Genomic DNA, 19,348 nt, shown 5'->3' on the forward strand with positions numbered 1-19,348 from the left:
CTGTAGGCGGTGTGCGACCTCCGTCGTGTGACGTTCCGGGGTCGTGTGGTCGGACGTGGTCACAGCAGCCCGTCGACCTCGTCCGGGTCCACCGCCCCGCACGCGACGCCGCGGCGCAGGAACCCGACGAGCGCGCGCTCGGTGGCGGGTTCGTCGAGGGTTCCCGACGACGCCCCGGCCCGGTACGCGCGCAGGCGCTCGACCGCGGCGGGGAGCCCGGCGCGGTGGACGGCGGTCACGACGACGAGTCGTGCCGGGACCATCGCCGGGTGCATGTCCCAGCCCTGGCCGATCCCGAGCTCCAGGGCGCGCCGGACGATGCGGGCCTGGATGCCCCACGCGGCGAGCACCTGCGCGCGGTCCCCGACGGGCAGCACGGCGCTCGACCCGTCGCAGACCGGCACCCCGGCGGCCGCCCCGGCGAGCTGCATCGCGAACTTCGCGTGCTCGGCGGCGGGGTGGTCGGCCCGCTGCTGGTCGGGGGCGATGCCGAGGCTCGCCGAGTAGTCGTAGGTGCCGTAGTGCAGCCCGGCCGCCCGGGAGCCCGCCGCCGCCACCAGGGCGTCCACCCGCTGCGCACCCCGCGGGGTCTCGATCTGCAGCTCGACGGGCACCGGGCCGATCCCGTGGCGGGCCTCGAGGGCCGCCGTCGCCTCGACGAACGCCGTGACCTGCTCGGGCGCCGACACCTTCGGCAGGGTGACCCGCAGGCGGGACGGGTCCCCACCCGCCGTCAGGAAGGCGTCGGCGACGAGGGCCCACGAGCGCAGGCCCCGACGGCGGGTGGCGCGCTCCATCGACCTGACGCGCGGCCCGCCGCGGACGGGGCCGCGCTCGTCGGCGAGCATCGTGGCGAGGGCCCGGCCGGCGGCGACCGCCGCGGCGTCCTCCTCGGCGTCCGGGCGGTGGCCGAAGCCGTCCTCGAGGTCGGCGCGCAGGTCGGCGACCGGCCGGGCGGCGAGCATCCGGGCGACCCGGTGCAGGGCGGCGCGGAGCTCGTCAGGGGACACGCCGAGGACGGCGGGCAGCTCGGGGTCGTCGGCGAACCGGTCGAGCGCGGCGACGGCCTCGTCGCCCCACTCCCGGGCCGTGGTCGGGGTGACGCGGTCGGCGGGGACGTAGCAGACGTGCACCGGCTCGGGGTCGCGCGCGGCGAGCCGGGCCCGGGCCGCCTCGTCGGCGTCCAGGGCGGCGTCGGTGACGGCGAGGCGGGCGTCGATCGCGTCGAGCAGCCCCTCTCCTGGTGGCAGCGAAGCGTCGTTACTGCCACTGGCTGACAGCGACGACGCTTCGCTGCCATCAGGAGACGACCCGCTCACGGCACCCACAGGTCCCGCAGCCGCAGCGCCGTGATCTCCGCCAGCTCGGCGCGCACCACTCCCGCCTCGGTGGCCGGGTCGTGCGCGAGCCGCTCGCGCAGCAGCGCCATCAGCTCGGCGCCGCTGCGTCCCGCCGCGCGGACCAGGTACACGTACCCGAACCGCTCCTCGTAGGCGCGGTTGCCCTCCTCGAGCGCGGCGCGGTCGGCGGCCCCGACCCCGGCCTGCTCGCGGGCGCCGACGCCGTCGCGGGGCGCGCCGATCCGGGCGTGCCCGGCGAGTGCGGCGGCGAACTCGGCGTCGTCGAGAGCCAGGACGCGGTCCGTGGCCGTCGCGACGAGCGCGTCGAGGGAGCCGTAGGGGCGGCCGGCCGCGACGTCGGCGCCCCAGCCGGGGGCGGAGCAGCACCCGAGGAGCACCTGCTCGGCGACGGCGGCGGGGACGGCGTCGAACCGGGTGAGACCCGCGGTCGCAACCGCCTCCGGGGTGGGGCGCCCGTGCAGCCGCAGCCGCGCGAACCCGCCGTCGGGACGGACCTCCACCCGCACCCGCCCGACGACGAGCCCGGCCTCGAGGCCGTCCGCCGGGCCGAACCAGTGCTCGGTGTCGGGCTGCACGGGGGTCTCGGGCAGGAGCTCGGCCTCGCCGGAGTCCCCGACCGCCACGAGCCGCACCGTGCCGGGGGCGTTCCCGACGAAGTGCGTGGTGTCGACGACCGCCTGGTGTACGTGGCCCGCGACGCCGAGCGCGACGTCGACCCAGTCGAACCCGCCGTCGCGACGCCGCCGGGTCTCCCAGCCCTCGCCCATGGTCGCCGCCGAGCGGGGCAGCAGCAGGTTCTCCGGCGGCGAGTAGTGCCGGTTCGAGGCGTCCAGCACGCGCCCACCGGCCCCGAGCGAGGCGAGGTCGACGCCGATCCCGCGCCACCGGCGGACGTCGGGCAGGACCTCCCCGAGCACCCGGAGTCGCGCGACCCCGCCGTCGGGACGGATCCGCAGGCGGACGTGGGTCGCGGCGCGCGGGACCTCGGCGTCGACCGGGTGCGCGGTGTTCCCCTGCAGCGGGGTGCCGCAGAGCCGCTCCCACGGGCCCGCGACGACCTCCGCGGGCGTCGGACGGCCCTCGACCCAGCAGGTGTCGACCTCGGCGGAGACCGGGTGGTTGCCGTCGAAGAACGCCGTGTCGACGACGACGCGGTGCACGACACCGGGCAGGCCGAGGCGGACGATTGCCCAATCCTCACCGTCGAGGTCCCCGCGCCGGCGACGGGTCTCCCAGCCGTCGTAGACCTGTCCCTTGTGCCCGAAGGTGTGCGCGGCGTGGGTGGGCGCCGCCGCCGCGACGAGGTTCTCCTTCTCCGCGAACGTCTCGTCGCTCGCGGCCACCACGCCGCCGCCGACGGCTCGCGACGCCAGGTCGATCACGCGACCTCCTCGGGGAGCAGGCGTCCGGCACCGGGTGCGGCGCCACGCAGCCAGACCCGCCGGACGGCGCCGCGCAGGGCCATCCCGGCGTAGGGCGTGACGGGGTGGCGCTGGTGCAGGGCGGCCGGGTCGACCGCGGCGATCTCGTCCGGGGCGAACACCACCAGGTCGGCGTCCCGTCCCACCTCGATGCGGCCCTTGGTGTCCAGCCCGGCGAGCCGCGCGGGGGCGTCCGCCATCCAGCGGGCGAGGTCGTCGAGGGTGTGGCCGCGCGCCTCGGCGCCCGACCACACCACGCGCAGCGCCACCTCCAGCGACGAGACCCCGCCCCAGGCGCGGTCGAAGCCGCCCTCCTTGAGTTCCGGCGGGCACGGCGAGTGGTCGGAGACGACGGCGTCGAGGCGGCCCGCACCGAGCGCGCCCCAGAGCAGCTCGCGGTTGGCCTCGGAGCGCACCGGCGGGCAGCACTTGCCCGCCGTGCCGGGGATCGTCTCCGAGGCGAGCGCGAGGTAGTGCGGGCAGGTCTCGGCGGTCAGCGCCACCCCGGCGTCCCGCGCGACGCCGATCTCCTCCGCGGCCTCGAAGGCCGACACGTGCAGGACGTGCACGTGCGCCCCGGTCCGCGCCGCGATCGCGGCGAGCCGCAGCACCGCGGTGGTCTCCGCGCCGGGCGGGCGGGACGCGAGGAACGTCCGGTAGTCGGTCCCGGCCGGCGGCGCCTCGGCGAGCACCCCGTCGTCCTCGGCGTGCACGATCAACGGCAGGTCCAGCTCGGCGCAGGTCGCGGCGGCGAGCTCGAGGTCGTCGTGGGAGACCGCCGGGAACTCCGGGACCCCGGAGTCGGTGAGGAAGCACTTGAAGCCGCGCACCCCGGCGGCCGCGAGCGCCCGCATCCGGCCGGGGTCGACCCGGCCGGCCGCGTCCGGGACGCCGTCGCGCACCGGGACCGCCCCGCCCCAGAACGCGACGTCCACGGCCACCTGGTCGCGCGCGGCGTCCCGCTTCGCCGCGAGCGCGTCCGGGTCGATCGTCGGCGGGATCGAGTTCAGCGGCATGTCCACGAGCGTGGTGATCCCGCCGGCGGCGGCCGCGGCGGTCGCCGTCGCGAAGCCCTCCCAGTGGGTGCGGCCGGGTTCGTCGACGTGGACGTGCGAGTCGACGAGCCCGGGCAGCAGGACCTCGTCGTCGGGAAGGTCGACGACGGGACCCGCGACGGGCGCGTCGTGGTCGAGGACGGCGGTGATCCGCCCGGCGGAGACGGTCACGACGGCGGGTGCGGTCCCGCCGGGCAGGACCACCCGGCGGGCACGCACGGCGAGATCGGTGGGCATCGCCGCCCGACCCTAGAGGGGCTCAGTGCGCGGCCTCCTGCGCGCCCGAGGAGCGTCCGTTGAAGGCGAGGTTCAGGACGACCGCCGTGATCGCCGCGGCGCTGATCCCGGACTCCACGACGTGTCCGAGCCACTCGGGCACGTGCTCGTAGACCTCGGGCACCGTGATCGGCACGATGCCGAGCCCGATCGAGGCGGCCACGATCAGGATGTTCGAGTTGGTGAACTCCACCCGGGAGAGCGTCCGGATCCCGGCGGCCGCGACGCTGCCGAACAGGACGATGCCCGCGCCGCCGAGGACCGGCAGCGGGATCGCGTTCATCACGCGGCCGAGCACCGGGAGCAGGCCGAGCAGGACCAGGATGCCGCCGCCGGCCGCGACGACGTGCCGCGAGCGGATGCCGGTGATCGCCACCATGCCGACGTTCTGCGCGAACGCCGAGATCGGGAACCCGTTGAACACCGGCGAGACCGCCGTGGCCGCCATGTCGGCGCGCAGGCCCGACGCGATCCGCTTGCGGTCGGTGCGCGTCTTCAGGATCTCGCCGACCGCGAGGATGTCGGCGGTGGTCTCGGCCATGATCACCAGGATCACGATCGTCATCGAGATGATCACGCCGACGGAGAACAGCGGGACGCCGAAGGCGAACGGCGTCGGGAAGCCGACGATCGGGCCCTGCGCCACCCGGCCCCAGTTCACCAGGCCGAGCGCGGTGCCCAGCACGGTCCCGAACACCAGTCCGAGCAGTACCGCCATCCGCGACCAGAAGCCGGGCGCGAAGCGGGCGACGAGCAACGTCACCAGCAACGTCAGGGCACCGAGCACGAGGCTCGTCGCGGAGCCGTAGGCCGGGTTCGGCACCCGGGCCCCGTTCACCGTGATCGTCTCGTTGCCCCGGATCCAGCGCAGCGCCACGGGGAACAGCGAGAGCCCGATGACGGTGATGACGGTGCCGGTCACCACCGGCGGGAAGAACCGCACCAGGGAGGCGAAGAGCGGCGCGATCACGAAGCCGATCAAGCCCGCCACGATGACCGCCCCGAAGATCGTGGCCAGCCGCGCCTCCGGCGAGCCGATCGTCGCGTCCGTGGCCACCGCCGTCATCGTGCCGACCGCGGCGAAGGACACGCCCTGCACGAGCGGCAGCTGCGAGCCGATCCAGCTGCGCCCGGCCGGGCCGATGCCCAGCGACTGCAGCAGCGTCCCGAGCCCCGAGACGAACAGCGCGGCCGTCACCAGCGTCGCCTGCTCGGCCGTGCCGAGGCCGAGTGCGCCCCCGATGATGATCGGGGGCGAGACGACGCCCGCGTACATCGCGAGGATGTGCTGCAGGCCGTAGAGCCCGGCGGTGCCGATCCCGGCGCGCTCGTCCTCGGGTCGCGTCACGTCGTCGGCCGCGTGCCGCGGCCCCGGCACCTCGACGTCCTCGGGGGTGGCGGTGGCCTTCTCGTCCGCGGCGCTCATCAGCAGAACCCCGCGATCCCGGCCCACGCCGCCTCGTCCGCGGGCACGTCGTCGCGCGTCACGACCGCCTCGATCAGGCCGTACGGCCGGTCGGCGGCGAACCAGACCTCGTTCGGGTTGTCGAGGCCCCACGGCGAGAGGTCGACCAGGAAGTGGTGCTTGTTGGGCATCGAGAACCGGATCTCGGCGATCTCCGGGTGGGCCTCGAGCACGCCCTGCCCCATGGCGTAGAGCGTCTGCTGCATCGAGTAGCTGTGCGTGCCGGCGAAGAAGTCCAGCATGGTCTGCCGGACGGCGGCGAACGCCTTGTCCCAGTCGACGTCCGTGTCGACGTAACGCCAGCGGGCCGAGACCTCGGTGGCGAGGATGCGGTCGGTCGTCTCGCGCAGCGAGGTGTACTCGACGTCGGGGAAGCCCCAGAACTCGCTGCCGGTGCTCTTGAGGACCACCAGGTCCTTCAGTCCCGAGATCACCGTCTCCGCGGCTCCGCGCTTCGTGACGACGACGGTGCGCGTCTCGGTGCCCGCGCGCACGAAGGCGTGGTCGTGCGCGGGCGTCGCGTCGGTCTCGATGCGGTTCCAGGAGTACTGCTCGATCTCCTGCCGCGCCCCGGTGACCTGGTCGTACTTCCCGACGAAGTTCCGCGCCATCCGCAGCGCGAACTCCTCGATCGTGGTGATCCCGCCGGTGCGGGCCAGCGCGTAGACGGTGTTCTTCTGCGTGTCGGTCGCGATCACGGCGCCGTTCGCCCCGGTCAGGTGGGTCTCGGTGAAGTCGCCGAAGAGCTGGCTGGTGACGTTCACGTCGGTGATCACGTGCTGCGGCGTCGACCGGTCCACGTGGACCAGCCGGACCTCCGCCTTCCCGTACTGATTCGTGCCGAGGACGATGCCCACGCGCCGATCAACTCCCCAGGTAGGTCGTGTGGGAGAACGGTCCGGCGAGGACGGGCAGGTGGTAGTGCGACCGCGTGCCGTCGAGCCGGACGTGCACCGTGATCCGCGGGTGGAACACGGTGCCGTGGGTCCGGACCATGTACGGGGCGACGTCGAGGGTCAGCGTCACCTCGCCCGGACCGAACGGCTCGTCGTTGAGCTGCGCGACCCGTCCGTCGGCGTCGGTCGTGCCGCGGCCGAGGACCGTCCCGTCCGCACCCACCAGCACCACGGGCACGTCCGGCGCGGGCACGCCGGCGGCCACGTCCAGCACGTGGGTGGAGAGACGCTCGATCGCTCCCGGCACGGCACCCCCTTCGCGACGACGGGTCGAGGCGACAGTGAAGGCGACGCATGTTGCCCCGGGGTGACGGCGGGCGCGAGTCACTCGTTCGTCGCAGCGGCTCCGTCCCGGGAGGAGCCGCCGCGCACCGGGTTCGTCCCGTCCTCGGCCGCCACGGCCTCGTCCGGCCCGGCGGTCGCCCGGTGGCGCCGGATCCAGCGGGCCAGCCGGCCCGCCGGGCGGGGCCGCTCGGCCGCCAGGAGTTCGGCGTCGGTCGGCCGGGGCGCCTGGCTGGGGTGCTCGTCGTCCGAGCGGGCGCGCAGGTCGATCTGCTCGTTGGTGTAGCGGGCGATCTCCGCGGCCACCGCGACCACGGGCACCGCGAGGAAGGCGCCGACCACGCCGGCGACGCTGCTCCCGCCGGTGACGGCGAGGATGACGACGGCGGCGTGCAGGCCCAGGCCCCGGCCCTGCACCAGCGGCTGGAGCAGGTTCCCCTCGATCTGCTGCACCGCGAGGATCAGCACCAGGACGATCAGCGCGTTGGTGAGCCCGTTGCTGACCAGGGCGATCAGCACCGACAGGGCGCCCGCGGTCAGCGCGCCCACGATGGGGATGAACGCCCCGAAGAAGGTCAGCACCGCCAGCGGGAGGGCCAACGGCACCCCGAGGATCACCAGGCCGATGCCGATGCAGGCGGCGTCGACGAACCCGATGATCGCCTGGGAACGGATGAAGCCGCCGAGCCGGTCCCACGCGCGGGAGCCGACCTGGGCGAGGTGCACGCCCGCCGTCGTGCCGACCTGCTGGCGCAGCCACGGCAGGAACCGGTAGCCGTCCTTGACGAACAGGAACGCGAGGACGAGCGCCAGCACCAGGTCGATCAACCCGTTCGCCACGGCGGTCAGCCCCGTGAACACCGTCCCGGCGATCATCGTCGCGGAGCTCTGCAGCTGGTCGACGCCGGCCTGGACCGCCTGACCGATCTGCGTCTGACCGAGCCCGAACGTCGTCGTGAGCCAGCGCTGCACGTCCTCGATACCGCCCGTGGCGCTCGTGACGAGCTCCGGGACCTGGTCGCCCACCGACGGGGCGATCGCCGCGATCACGCCGCCGACGATCGCCAGGGCCCCGAGGACCACGATGATCGCGGCCAGCAGCGAGGGCACCCGGTGGTGGCGCAGCCAGGTCGCGGGCGGTTCGAGCACCGTCGCGATGATCAGCCCGAGCAGGACGGGCAGCACGACCGACCACAGCTCGCCGATGATCAGCCCGAGGGTCACCGCGCCGAGCGCGGTGAGGATCAGCCGCAGGCTCCACCGGGACGTCCACGACAGGCCGTCCCCGATGAGCTGCCCGCGCGTGCGTCGCACACTCGACCGGGGCGGCCCGGCGAGGCCGGGGATCTCCTGCGTCACGGGGGGTCCTCTCCGACCCGGAGGTCGGGGGACGTCCCCGCGGGCCGCAGGCGCGTACCCGAATCGGGGGACCGGTCACGCCCCCTTCGGGGAACCGCGTCAGCCCTCGGCGCGTTCGGCGGAGCGCGACTCGGGGACCGGGTGAACCGGCTGGTCCGACTCGTCGTCCGCCGCGGCTTCGTCGGCCGGCGGAGGCGTCGTCGGGCCGGTCGCCGCGTCCGCCTCCCCGGTCCGCCGGGCGACCTGCTGGTCGAGGTAGCGGAAGATCTCGGCGCCGACCGCCGCGACCGGCACCGCGAAGAACGCCCCGGCGATGCCGAACAGGCTGCTGCCGCCGGCCACGGCGAGGATGACGACCGCCGAGTTCAGCCCCAGCCCCTTGCCCTGCACCAGCGGCTGGAGCAGGTTCCCCTCGATCTGCTGCACGGCGAGGATGAGGATCAGCACCCCGATCGCCACCGTGGGGCCCTGCACGACGAGCGCGATGAGCACCGCCAGCGCCCCGGCCACGAGAGCACCGATGATCGGGATGAAGGCGCCGAAGAACGTGAGGACGGCCAGCGGGAGCGCCAGCGGCACCCCGAAGATCACCAGGCCGATCCCGATGAAGATCGCGTCCACCAGACCGATGAGCGCCTGGGAGCGGATGAAGCCGCCGAGCCGGGCCCACGCCCGCCGGCTGACCTCCTCGAGGTGCGAGCCCGCCGTCGGGCCGCTCCGGCGGCGCACCCAGGGCAGGAACTTCGGGCCGTCCTTGACGAACAGGAACGCGAGGATGATCGCGAGGACGGCGTTGATCACGCCGTTGGCGACCGTCGTCACCCCGGCGACCACGCCGCCCGCGATCTGCAGCGCGCTCTGCTGCAGCCGCTGCACGGCGAGGTCGACGTAGCCGCCGATCTGGCTCGCGCCCAGGTTCAGCGGCGGCCCCTGCACCCACTGCTGGATCTGCTGGATGCCGCCGACCGCGCCCTGCACGATCGCCGGCGCCTGCCCGGCCACCGAGGGCGCGAGCAGGACGACGATGCCGATGAGCACCGCGAGCCCGCCGACGACGACGAGCAGCGCGGCCAGGGTCGAGGGCACCCGCCGGTCGCGCAGCCACGCCACGGGCGGCTCGATCACGGTCGCGACGATCAGCCCGAGGAAGACCGGGAACATGATCGACCAGAGTTGGCCGATCACCAGGCCGAGCACCACGAGCGCCGCGGTGACCACGAGGAACCGCCAGCTCCACCGGGCGGTCCAGGCCAGCCCGTCCCCGATCACGTGGCCACGGGTCGGGCGCTCGGGTTCGATCACGCCGGGAGTGTGTCAGGCCCGCGACGAGCGAACGGCACCCTCGCAGCATCCGGGTGCGCGAGAGTGCCGTTCGTTCAGGAGACGGTCAGGCCATCGCCTTCTGCAGGCCCTCGTCGATCGCGTCGAGGAAGTCCTGGGTGTTGAGGTACGGCGCGTCCTTGCCGATCAGCAGCGCCAGGTCCTTGGTCATCTTGCCGTCCTCGACGGTCTGGATGCAGACCTGCTCGATCTTCTCGGCGAAGTCGACGAGCTCGTCGTTCTTGTCGAGACGACCGCGCTGGGCCAGACCCCGCGACCACGCGAAGATCGACGCGATCGGGTTGGTCGAGGTCTCCTTGCCCTGCTGGTGCTGGCGGAAGTGCCGGGTCACCGTGCCGTGGGCGGCCTCGGCCTCGACGGTGCCGTCCGGGGTCATGAGCACCGAGGTCATGAGGCCGAGCGAGCCGAAGCCCTGCGCGACGATGTCGGACTGGACGTCGCCGTCGTAGTTCTTGCAGGCCCAGACGTACCCGCCCTCCCACTTGAGGGCCGCGGCGACCATGTCGTCGATCAGGCGGTGCTCGTAGGTGAGACCGGCCTTCTCGAAGTCCGCCTTGAACTCGGACTCGAAGATCTCCTCGAAGGTGTCGCGGAACATGCCGTCGTACGCCTTGAGGATGGTGTTCTTCGTCGACATGTAGACCGGGAAGTTGCGGTCCAGGCCGTAGCGCAGCGAGGCGCGGGCGAAGTCGACGATCGACTGCTTGAAGTTGTACATGCCCAGCGCGACGCCCCCCTCCTCGGGGAACTTCGCGACCTGGAACTCCATCGGCTCGCCACCACCGTCGGGCTGGTAGGTGATGGTGACGGTGCCGGGGCCGGGGACCTTGAAGTCCTGGGCCAGGTACTGGTCGCCGTGGGCGTGACGGCCGACGACGATCGGCTTCGTCCAGTGCGGGACGTAGCGCGGGATGTTGGAACAGACGATCGGCTCACGGAAGATCGTGCCGCCGAGGATGTTGCGGATCGTCCCGTTGGGCGAGCGGTACATGCGCTTGAGGCCGAACTCCTCGACGCGCGCCTCGTCCGGGGTGATCGTCGCGCACTTGACGCCGACGCCGTGGCGCTTGATCGCGTTCGCCGCGTCCACCGTGACCTGGTCGTCGGTCTGGTCGCGGTACTCGATCCCGAGGTCGTAGTACTCGAGGTCGATGTCGAGGTACGGGTGGATCAGCTTGTCCTTGATGAACTGCCAGATGATCCGGGTCATCTCGTCGCCGTCCAGCTCGACGACGGTGCCCTCCACCTTGATCTTCGCCACTCTTCGGGCTCTCCTCTCGCGCCTGGTCACGGCGCCGCACGGATCTCGGGGGCGCGCGCCGGGCCCGGCCGAACAGGGGAGGCCCGTGCGTTGCCTCTTCCCGAACGCTATCAACGCGACACGTCCCGTGACCGCGGACGGCGGGTCGTTCCGGTCACCCGTCTAGCGGGATGCGAGCGGACCGCCGGTGATGGTCAGCGACAGGGCGATGACCACGAGGCCGAACACCGCGTACGTGACGACGTCGGTGCGTCGCGGCCGGACCGCCAGCAGGCCCGCGGTCCGGTCGGGCAGCGCGACCCGCAGGACGGCCGCGAGCAGCAGGGCGATCCCCAGGATCGTCGTGCCGTCGCGCCAGTGCTGCAGTCCGATCCGCACGAACGCGATCACGACGACGCCGAGCACCGCTGCGAGCGGCGCCTGCGCGCGCAGCCGGTGGAGCAGGGCGCGGGCGTAGTCGCCGACGGTGCGCGGTGGGCGCAGGTGCCGGGGGCCGTCCTGCACCTCCGGTGGCAGCGAAGCGTCGTTGCTGTCGTCCAGTGGCAGGGAATCCGCATCGCCGGGCGCCGCGGTCCCCGCTCCCGACGACGGCTCGGCGCCGGAGGTGCCCCCACCCGCCGTCATGGCCTCAGGCCCCCTCGGCGCGCTCGACCACGTTGGTGAGCAGCATCGCGCGGGTCATCGGGCCGACCCCACCGGGGTTCGGCGCGACGAAGCCGGCCACCTCGCGGACGTCCCCGGCGACGTCGCCGAGGATGCCGTCGGGACCACGGGAGACGCCCACGTCGAGCACGGCGGCGCCCGGCTTGACCATGTCGGCGGTGACGATGCCGGGCACGCCGGCCGCGGCGACCACGACGTCCGCCGCGCGGACCTCGGCCGCCATGTCGCGCGTGCCGGTGTGGCAGAGGGTCACCGTGGCGTTCTCGCTGCGCCGGGTGAGCAGCAGGCCCAGCGGGCGGCCGACGGTGATGCCCCGTCCGAGGACGGTCACCTTCGCGCCGTCGAGGGGCACGTCGTAGCGGCGCAGCAGCTCGACGATGCCGCGGGGCGTGCACGGCAGCGGCGCCGGCTCGTTCAGCACGAGCCGGCCCAGGTTCGTCGGGTGCAGGCCGTCGGCGTCCTTGTCCGGGTCGATCCGCTCGAGCACGGCGTTCGCGTCGAGCCCCTTCGGCAGCGGGAGCTGGACGATGTAGCCGGTGCACGCCGGGTCGGCGTTCAGCTCGTCGACGGCGCGCTCGACGTCGGCCTGGGTCGCGTCGGCGGGCAGGTCGCGGCGGATCGACTCGATGCCGACCTTGGCGCAGTCGCGGTGCTTGGCCCGCACGTAGGACTGCGACCCCGGGTCGTCGCCGACCAGCACGGTCCCGAGACCGGGCGGCCGTCCGGCGGCGGCGAGCTTCGCGACCCGCTCACCGAGCTCGGAGATGATCGTCGCCAGGGTGGCCTTGCCGTCCAGGATCGTCGCGGTCACGCGTCCATCATCGCGTGCCGGCGCCGGGAGCGGCAGGGGCCCGGCGCGCCAGGGCGTGGTCGGCGGCCGCGACGCCCGCCGCGTACACGACGTGCTGCAGGACGCTCACCGTCATCAGCCGCGGCGTCCACCGCCACGGGACGGGCGTGTCGCCGAGAACGGGGAACAGCGACAGCGCCATCGTCTGGCAGCCGACGAAGAAGGCGATCCCCGCCGCCGGTTCGCCGAGCCGGTGGCGCAGTTCGGCGTGCGCGGCTCCGACCGCCGAGCCGTAGCCCCAGTGCACCAGCCAGAACAGCGCACGGCGGGCCCCCGGGCTCTCCGGCGCCCGCCCGGTGACCCCGCGGAGGAGGGTCGAGGCGGCGATCACGACGTGGTCGCTGTCGTCGTAGTCGAGGATTTCGGTGATCTCCGACGGGGCCTTCCCCCGACGGCGGGCGTAGACCTCGCGGTAGAGCCGGCCGGTCGTCGTCATCGCGGCCGTGCCGGCGGCGCCCGCGAGTACCCCGACCAGGAGACGGCGGGTGGGTCGGGGCGCGCGCCTCATGTCCGTGAGCATGCCTGAACCGATGCACGGGCCGTCATGGCAGGCGCTTACCCCTACGGACGGTCGGTTCCGCGTGTGCGGTGCGTGAGATCACACTCGATCGGTCAGCGGGCAATCGTCCGGCGCCCGGATCAGCCCGGGGTCGCGACTGTCCGTCACCAGCGGCACGAAGGAGTGGCGATGACCACGGTCGACGAGAGTGCGGGGGCGCACGCCGCCGATACCCGGGCGGCTGACGCAGCGGCCGCCGAAGCAGCTGCCAACGCGGCCAACCCGGCCCTGGTGGGTGTCCCGACGTTCGTGATCGGGTCGGTGGCCCTGGGCCTCTACCTGATCGGCTTCACCGGGTCCTCGGCGAACGCGGCGATCGGCATGGTGCCGATCCTGATCATGTGCAACGGCATCGGGCAGCTCATCGCCTGCATCTGGGCGATCCGCCTCGGCGCCGGACCGGTCGCGGCGATCTTCGGGATCTTCGCGGGCTTCTGGCTGAGCTTCTCGACGCTCGTCCTCGGCCTGGGCCACAACTGGTTCGGCGACGCCTCCGGCAACGCGGCGGTGGCCGCGCAGGAGACGTTCCTGCTGACCTGGCTGATCGGCGTCGTGGTGCTCACGCTGGCCTCGCTGCGGCTGCCGAGCGTGTTCACCCTGCTGTTCGTCCTGGTCGACATCGCCCTGCTGCTCGTGCTGCTCGGCACGTCGAGCGGGTCGACGGGTCTGCTGTTCGGCGGCGGGATCGCGGTGTTCGCGTTCTCCCTGGTCGGCGTCTACCTGTTCTTCGACGCGATGAGCGTCGCGAACGGTGGTTCGTCGCTGCCGATGGGCAAGCCGATCATCGGGGGCTGAGCCACCCGACCTCACCGATGGGGGTGTCCCCGGCCGTTCGGACCGGCCGGGGACACCCCCATCAGTGTGTCGGACCCGGATGGTCGGCCGCCGCCGACCGGGACGTATGCCTCAGATCGACACATTCCACGGGCGGAGTGTGCGTCGCGCCGAGGTCCACAGCAGGCATCCCCCGGCGCCCTCCGACCTGTCTGGCGTCACCCTCGGGACGCCGTGCGGGGCGCCGGCTCCGGGGAGAGCAGGCCCCGGGCCGCCTCCCGCGCGTCCTGCGCGGCGGTCGGGTCGGCGTCGAGGTGCGCCGCGACCATCGCACCGTCGTAGAGCAGGACCAGCTGTCGGGCCGTGGCGCGGGGCGCGGGATGGCCGGCCTCCTCGAGCAGGCCGGCGAACAGGTCTCGGACCCAGCTGCGATGCCGGTCGAGCACCACCGCGACGGGGCCCGCGACGGCGTACTCGGCCGCCACGTTGATGAACGGGCAGCCGCGATAGCCGGGCGCCTCGAACCACTTCCCGAGCAGGTCGAACACCGCGAGCACCCGGTCGGTCGGGTCGTCGCCCTTGGACCTGACCCGTCGTCGCGCCGTCGTCACCGGCGCCGGCTCCGGCATCGGCCGCGAGATCGCCGTCGCCCTCGCCCGCCTCGAGGGGCGGCTCCTGCTGGTCGGGCGGGGTGCGGCGGCACTGCGCGAGACCGCCGAGCTCGTGACGAGCGCCGGCGGCACCGCCACGACGCTCGCGGTGGACCTCACCGATCCTGCCGCCCCCGACCTCGTCGTCGAGGCGGCCTTGGACCGGCTCGGCGGGCTGGACCTGCTGGTCAACAACGCCGGCAACGTCCGCGCCGGTCGGCTGGAGGAGCAGTCGGTCGCCGACATCCACGCGCTGATCGACCTGAACCTGACCGCGCCCGTCCTGCTCACCCGGGCGGCCCTGCCGAGCCTCCGCGCGGCGGCGGCCGACCGCGACGCGGTGGTGCTCACGATCGCCAGCGGCATCGCCCTCGTGGGGCTGCCCTTCTACACGACCTACGCCGCGAGCAAGGCCGGGGTCGCTGCGTTCGGGCACGCCCTGCGCCGGGAACTGCACGGCACGGGCGTCCACGTCGCCACCGTCTACCCGGGGGCGACCGCCACCGCGATGATGGACAGCTCCGCGGCCGGGGAGGATCTCGGCTTCGGCCGCCGCTCCACGGCCGAGGTCGTGGCCGACCTCCTGGACGCCCTCGGCCGCGGCGAGCACGAGATCAACACCTCGCTGCCCACCCGGCGGGCGATGCAGCAGCTCCACGCGACCGACCCCCTGGCCGTCGACGAGCAGCTCGCGCCGCGACTGGCCGACCTCGAGGCCGCGGTGCGCCACCACCGCAGCATCTGACGCACCCTCTCCGAACGGAGCACAGCCATGCAGATTCCGGGCTCGACGGCGCTGGTCACCGGCGCCAACCGCGGCCTCGGACGGGAGTTCGTCCGCGCGCTCCTGGACCGGGGGATCGGGACCGTCCACGCGGCCGCGCGCGACGACGCCGCGGTCCGTGCGGCGTTCCCCGACGACGACCGGGTGGTCCCGCTGGCCCTGGACATCACCGACGAGGACGCGGTGGCGGCCGCGGCGCAGCGGTGCGACGACACCTCGCTCGTGATCAACAACGCCGGGGCGATGATGCTCAGCCCCTTCATCGGCGCGCCGGATCTCTCCGCCGCCCGCACCGAGATGGAGACCAACTACTTCGGGACGCTGTCGATGGCGCGCGCCTTCGCCCCCGTCCTGGCCGCGCACGGCGGCGGGGCGCTGGTCGACGTGCTGTCGGTGGTGAGCTGGTACGCGCTGCCGTTCAACGCCTCCTACTGTGCGTCGAAGTCCGCCGAGTGGGCCTTGACGAACGCGCTCCGCGTCGAGCTGCGCGGCCAGGGCACGCTGGTGGTGGCGGTCCACCCCGGCTTCATCGACACCGACATGACCGCCACCGTCGACGCACCCAAGATCTCGCCCCGGGACGTGGCCGCGCAGACCCTCGACGCCGTCGAGCACGGCCGGGAGGAGGTCGTCACCGACGAGTCGTCGCGTGGGGTGCGCGACAGCCTGCCCCACCACCTCGAGTCCCTCTATCCGCAGGTCCAGCAGCAGTGGGATCGCGGCGAGAACCCCTGGGGCGCGAGCTCCTCCTGACGGCCGTGGACCTCAACGGAAGTCGCGTGACCGGGAGGGGACCACCAGGTCGAGGCGTTCGACCCGGTCGGCCACGAGGTTGATCACGCTCGGGGCGTCGTGCGCCCGCTCGACGCGGCCCCGGATCACCAGCGCGGCACTGGTCCGGGCCACCACCCGGTGGCGCGCCCACAGCCCCTCCGAGCACACGACGTTGAGCATGCCGGTCTCGTCCTCGAGGTTGAGGAACGTCGTGCCGCCCGCGGTCGCCGGGCGCTGCCGGTGGGTGACGACCCCGCCGACCTCGATCCGCTCCCCCTCGGGCACCGCCGCCACACCGGCCACGCTGTAGGCGCCCCGCCGGTCCAGCTCCGCCCGCAGGTGCGCCACGGGGTGTCCGTCGGGGGTCAGCCCCGTGGCCCACACGTCGGCGATCGTCAGTTCCACCGCGGACATGCCGGGCAGCGCCGGGGCGTCCAGCCCGACCGCCGAGCCGGGCAGCCGGTCCTGCCGTGCCCCGCCGCGGACCACCGCCGTCCCCGCGGCCGCCGCCCCCGCCGCCCACAGCGCCTCCCGCCGCTCGAGCCCGAAGCAGGCCAGCGCCCCTCCGGTCGCGAGGGCCTCCAAGTGGGCGGTGGTGAGGTCGGCGCGGCGGGCGAGGTCGGCCGGGCCCTCGAACGGGGCGGCCGCGCGGGCGGCGACGATGCGTTCCGCGACCTCGTCGCCCAGGCTCCGCACCGAGGCCAGCCCCAGCCGGACGGCCACCCCGCCCGTGCTGTCGGGGTGCGGCTCCAGGTCGGGTTCCGCGCGGCTGCAGCCGACGTCCGGACCGTGCACGACGACCCCGTGCCGCCGGGCGTCGGCCACCAGGCTCTGCGGGGAGTAGAAGCCCATCGGCTGGGCGCGCAGCAGGGCCGCGCAGAACGCCGCCGGGTGGTGGAACTTGTACCAGGCGGACACGTAGACCAGGGACGCGAAGCTGATCGAGTGGCTCTCCGGGAAGCCGAAGTTCGCGAACGCCTTGGTCTTGGCGAAGATCCGGTCGGCCAGCTCGCCGGTGATCTGGTTGCGGGCCATCCCGGCGTAGAACCGGTCGCGCATCCGCTCGAGGCGTTCGGCCGAGCGCTTCGCCGACAGCGCACGCCGCAGCTCGTCGGCCTCTGCCGCGGAGAACCCGGCGACGTCGGTGGCCAGCTGCATGAGCTGCTCCTGGAACAGCGGCACCCCGAGCGTCTTGCGCAGCGCCGGCTCGCACAGCGGGTGGTCGTAGACCACGCGCTCGTCGCCGTTGCGGCGCCGGATGTAGGGGTGCACCGACCCGCCCTGGATCGGGCCGGGCCGGATGAGCGCGACCTCCACCACCAGGTCGTAGAACTCCCGTGGCTTGAGGCGGGGCAGGGTGGCCATCTGCGCGCGGGACTCGACCTGGAACACGCCCACCGAGTCGCCCTTGGCGAGCATCCCGAAGACCTGCGGGTCGGTGGGCTGCAGCTCGTGGAGCTCGATGCGCCGGCCGTGGTGGGCGGCCACGTAGTCGCTCGCGTAGTGCAGCACCGAGAGCATCCCGAGCCCGAGCAGGTCGAACTTGACCAGGCCGACCGCGGCGGCGTCGTCCTTGTCCCACTGGATGACGCTGCGGTCCTCCATCCGCGCCCACTCCACCGGCACCACCTGGTCCACCGGTCGGTCGCAGATCACCATGCCGCCGGAGTGGATGCCGAGGTGGCGGGGGAAGCCCGCGATCTCCTCGGCGAGGGTGGCCACCGCCCGCGGCATCCCGGGCACCTGGTCGCCGAGGTCGGCGCCCGGCCCCCACCGGTCGATGTGCTTGCTCCACGCGTCCTGCTGCCCCTGGGAGTGGCCCAGCGCGCGGGCGGCGTCACGCACGGCCGAGCGCGGCCGGTAGGTGATGACGTTGGCGACCTGCGCCGCCCGGTCACGCCCGTAGCGGCGGTAGACGTACTGGATGACCTCCTCGCGCCGGTCGGACTCGATGTCGAGGTCGATGTCGGGGTAGCCGTCGCGCTCCGGGGAGAGGAACCGCTCGAAGAGCAGGTCCATCTGCACCGCGTCGACGTGGGTGATGCCGAGGGCGAAGCAGACCGCCGAGTTCGCCGCCGACCCGCGCCCCTGGCAGTAGATGTCGGCCTCGCGGCAGAACCGCACGATGTCGGCGACGATGAGGAAGTAGCCGGGGAACCCCTGTCCCTCGATGATCGCCATCTCGTGGTCGATCACCTCCCAGGCCCGCCGGCTGTCGGCCCGGCTGCCGTAGCGCTCGCGGCCGCCGCGGTCGACGAGGTGGCGCAGCCAGCTCGCCTCGGTCTCCCCCGCCGGGACCGTGAACGGCGGGAGCTCGGGCGCGAGCAGCGCCAGCTCGAACGCGCACTCCCGGCCGAGCACGGCGGCGTGCGTCACCGCCTCCGGGTGCCGCGCGAACCGCGTCGCCATCTCGGCCCCGGAGCGCAGGTGGGCGGTGCCCGGCGGCAGCCAGCCCTCTGCCTCGTCGAGGCTGCGCCGGGCCCGCACCGCCCCGAGGGCGGCCGCGATCCGCGCCCGGTCCGGCGTGGCGTAGTGCGCCGCGGTGCTCGCGACCGTGGGCAGCCCCGCCCGCGCCGCCAGGTCCGCGAGCAGGTCGTTGCGCTCGACGTCGACCGGCAGCCCGTGGTCGGTCAGCTCCACGGCCACCGACTCCGCCCCGAACAGCCCCACCAGCCGGTCGAGCACGGCGGCGGCCGCCTCCGGCCCCCCGGCCGCCAGGGCCCGGCGGACGTGGCCCTTGCGGCAACCGGTCAGCACGACCACCCGGTCGCGCAGCGTCGCGGCGGTGCGCTCGAGGTCGTAGACCGGGTGGCCCTTCTCCGCCCGCGGGTCCATCGCCGCGTCGGTGATCGCCCGGGAGATCGCGCGGTAGCCGTCCGGGTCGCGCGCCAGGACCAGCAGGTGCTCGCCCTCCGGGTCGGCCACCCCGTTCTGCGGCGCGGTCAGCCCCAACGAGAGCTCGGCGCCGAAGACCGTGCGGATGTCCAGCTCGTGCGCGGCCTCGGCGAAGCGGACCACGCCGTACATCCCGTCGTGATCCGTGAGCGCGATCGCCTCCAGACCCAACCGGTGGGCCTCCTCCACGAGCTCCTCCGGCTGGCTCGCACCGTCGAGGAAGCTGTACGTGGAGTGGGCGTGCAGCTCGGCGTAGGGCACCGTGGCCGCGGGCTCCGGGCGGGACGACCGCGGCGGCCGGTAGGGCGCCCGGGTGCGGCTCCAGGCCGGCGAGTCACCCCCGTCGCCGGGGTGCGCCTCGTCCCGGGAGGGCCGGCGCCGCACGGGGGCCGCGGTGACGTCGGCGGGGTGCACGGTGCCCGGCCCGTCGACCACCTCGCCGGTATGCTCCCGCGACCGGGCGCCGCTCGGCCGGACCGGCTTCCCCGCGAGGATCCGCTCCATCTCCGACCAGCTCACCGCCGGATTGCCCCAGCCCATCTCCCGGCCCTCCCGACCTCGACGTCGAACACCTGTTCGATGGATTCGACTGTAGCGGGAGGGTCCGACACCGTGCCGCGCG

At 73.9% G+C, this 19,348-nt stretch carries 17 protein-coding genes; 3 read left to right on the plus strand and 14 right to left on the minus strand.

Annotated features, from left to right (window positions below; translation table 11 throughout):
- Window positions 1-59: 59 nt before the first annotated feature.
- From ACQPYX_RS26660 to ACQPYX_RS26715, 12 genes are all read right to left on the minus strand, one after another.
- A complete protein-coding gene (locus tag ACQPYX_RS26660) occupies window positions 60-1,319 on the minus strand; it encodes a DUF6986 family protein (protein ID WP_433800339.1) in 1,260 nt (419 codons plus the stop codon).
- The gene (alc, locus tag ACQPYX_RS26665) at window positions 1,316-2,743 is read right to left on the minus strand and encodes an allantoicase (RefSeq protein ID WP_433800340.1); all 1,428 of its coding nucleotides are present in this window, start codon (window positions 2,741-2,743) and stop codon (window positions 1,316-1,318) included. The genes ACQPYX_RS26660 and alc overlap by 4 nt, the downstream gene beginning before the upstream one ends.
- Complete coding sequence (gene allB, locus ACQPYX_RS26670) at window positions 2,740-4,074, minus strand: allantoinase AllB (RefSeq protein ID WP_433800341.1); 1,335 nt, start codon at window positions 4,072-4,074, stop codon at window positions 2,740-2,742. Before allB ends, alc begins: the two co-directional genes overlap by 4 nt.
- A 22-nt stretch (window positions 4,075-4,096) precedes the next feature.
- Window positions 4,097-5,539: a nucleobase:cation symporter-2 family protein gene (locus ACQPYX_RS26675; RefSeq protein WP_433800342.1), complete on the minus strand. Its 1,443-nt coding sequence runs from the start codon at window positions 5,537-5,539 to the stop codon at window positions 4,097-4,099.
- Entirely contained in the window at window positions 5,539-6,435 is an 897-nt protein-coding gene (gene pucL, locus ACQPYX_RS26680; RefSeq protein ID WP_433800343.1) for a factor-independent urate hydroxylase, read from the minus strand. The genes ACQPYX_RS26675 and pucL overlap by 1 nt, the downstream gene beginning before the upstream one ends.
- 7 nt (window positions 6,436-6,442) lie before the next feature.
- Window positions 6,443-6,781 (minus strand): hydroxyisourate hydrolase, encoded by a 339-nt coding sequence (locus ACQPYX_RS26685; RefSeq protein WP_433800344.1) that lies wholly within the window; start codon window positions 6,779-6,781, stop codon window positions 6,443-6,445.
- A 77-nt stretch (window positions 6,782-6,858) separates the two neighbouring features.
- Window positions 6,859-8,175 (minus strand): AI-2E family transporter, encoded by a 1,317-nt coding sequence (locus ACQPYX_RS26690; RefSeq protein WP_433800345.1) that lies wholly within the window; start codon window positions 8,173-8,175, stop codon window positions 6,859-6,861.
- A gap of 99 nt (window positions 8,176-8,274) precedes the next feature.
- A complete protein-coding gene (locus ACQPYX_RS26695) occupies window positions 8,275-9,477 on the minus strand; it encodes an AI-2E family transporter (protein ID WP_433800346.1) in 1,203 nt (400 codons plus the stop codon).
- A gap of 85 nt (window positions 9,478-9,562) precedes the next feature.
- Window positions 9,563-10,777 (minus strand): NADP-dependent isocitrate dehydrogenase, encoded by a 1,215-nt coding sequence (locus tag ACQPYX_RS26700; RefSeq protein WP_433800347.1) that lies wholly within the window; start codon window positions 10,775-10,777, stop codon window positions 9,563-9,565.
- A 162-nt stretch (window positions 10,778-10,939) separates the two neighbouring features.
- On the minus strand, window positions 10,940-11,401 hold the full coding sequence (locus ACQPYX_RS26705) for a DUF3017 domain-containing protein (RefSeq protein WP_433800348.1): 462 nt from the start codon (window positions 11,399-11,401) through the stop codon (window positions 10,940-10,942).
- A gap of 4 nt (window positions 11,402-11,405) precedes the next feature.
- Window positions 11,406-12,251 (minus strand): bifunctional methylenetetrahydrofolate dehydrogenase/methenyltetrahydrofolate cyclohydrolase, encoded by an 846-nt coding sequence (locus ACQPYX_RS26710; RefSeq protein ID WP_433800349.1) that lies wholly within the window; start codon window positions 12,249-12,251, stop codon window positions 11,406-11,408.
- A gap of 7 nt (window positions 12,252-12,258) precedes the next feature.
- Window positions 12,259-12,798 carry a hypothetical protein gene (locus tag ACQPYX_RS26715; RefSeq protein ID WP_433800350.1) on the minus strand — a complete coding sequence of 180 codons (540 nt, stop codon included), beginning with the start codon at window positions 12,796-12,798 and terminating at the stop codon, window positions 12,259-12,261.
- A 180-nt stretch (window positions 12,799-12,978) separates the two neighbouring features.
- On the opposite strand from ACQPYX_RS26715, the gene ACQPYX_RS26720 reads away from it, so the two are divergent.
- Window positions 12,979-13,644 (plus strand): GPR1/FUN34/YaaH family transporter, encoded by a 666-nt coding sequence (locus ACQPYX_RS26720; RefSeq protein ID WP_433800351.1) that lies wholly within the window; start codon window positions 12,979-12,981, stop codon window positions 13,642-13,644.
- Window positions 13,645-13,841: 197 nt separating this feature from the next.
- Here ACQPYX_RS26720 and ACQPYX_RS26725 read toward each other — a convergent pair whose 3' ends face one another.
- A complete protein-coding gene (locus ACQPYX_RS26725; protein WP_433800352.1) occupies window positions 13,842-14,234 on the minus strand; it encodes a TetR family transcriptional regulator C-terminal domain-containing protein in 393 nt (130 codons plus the stop codon).
- Between ACQPYX_RS26725 and ACQPYX_RS26730 the strand changes: the two genes are divergently transcribed.
- Window positions 14,203-15,018 (plus strand): SDR family NAD(P)-dependent oxidoreductase, encoded by an 816-nt coding sequence (locus ACQPYX_RS26730; RefSeq protein ID WP_433800353.1) that lies wholly within the window; start codon window positions 14,203-14,205, stop codon window positions 15,016-15,018. The genes ACQPYX_RS26725 and ACQPYX_RS26730 overlap by 32 nt on opposite strands.
- Window positions 15,019-15,045: 27 nt before the next feature.
- Complete coding sequence (locus ACQPYX_RS26735; protein WP_433800354.1) at window positions 15,046-15,810, plus strand: SDR family oxidoreductase; 765 nt, start codon at window positions 15,046-15,048, stop codon at window positions 15,808-15,810.
- 12 nt (window positions 15,811-15,822) lie between these two features.
- On the opposite strand, the gene ACQPYX_RS26740 is transcribed toward ACQPYX_RS26735, so the two are convergent.
- Window positions 15,823-19,266, minus strand: coding sequence for an error-prone DNA polymerase (locus ACQPYX_RS26740; protein ID WP_433800355.1), 3,444 nt, complete (start codon window positions 19,264-19,266; stop codon window positions 15,823-15,825).
- Window positions 19,267-19,348: the final 82 nt, after the last annotated feature.

The organism is Actinomycetospora sp. CA-084318, from assembly GCF_050955885.1.
GTDB lineage: Bacteria > Actinomycetota > Actinomycetes > Mycobacteriales > Pseudonocardiaceae > Actinomycetospora.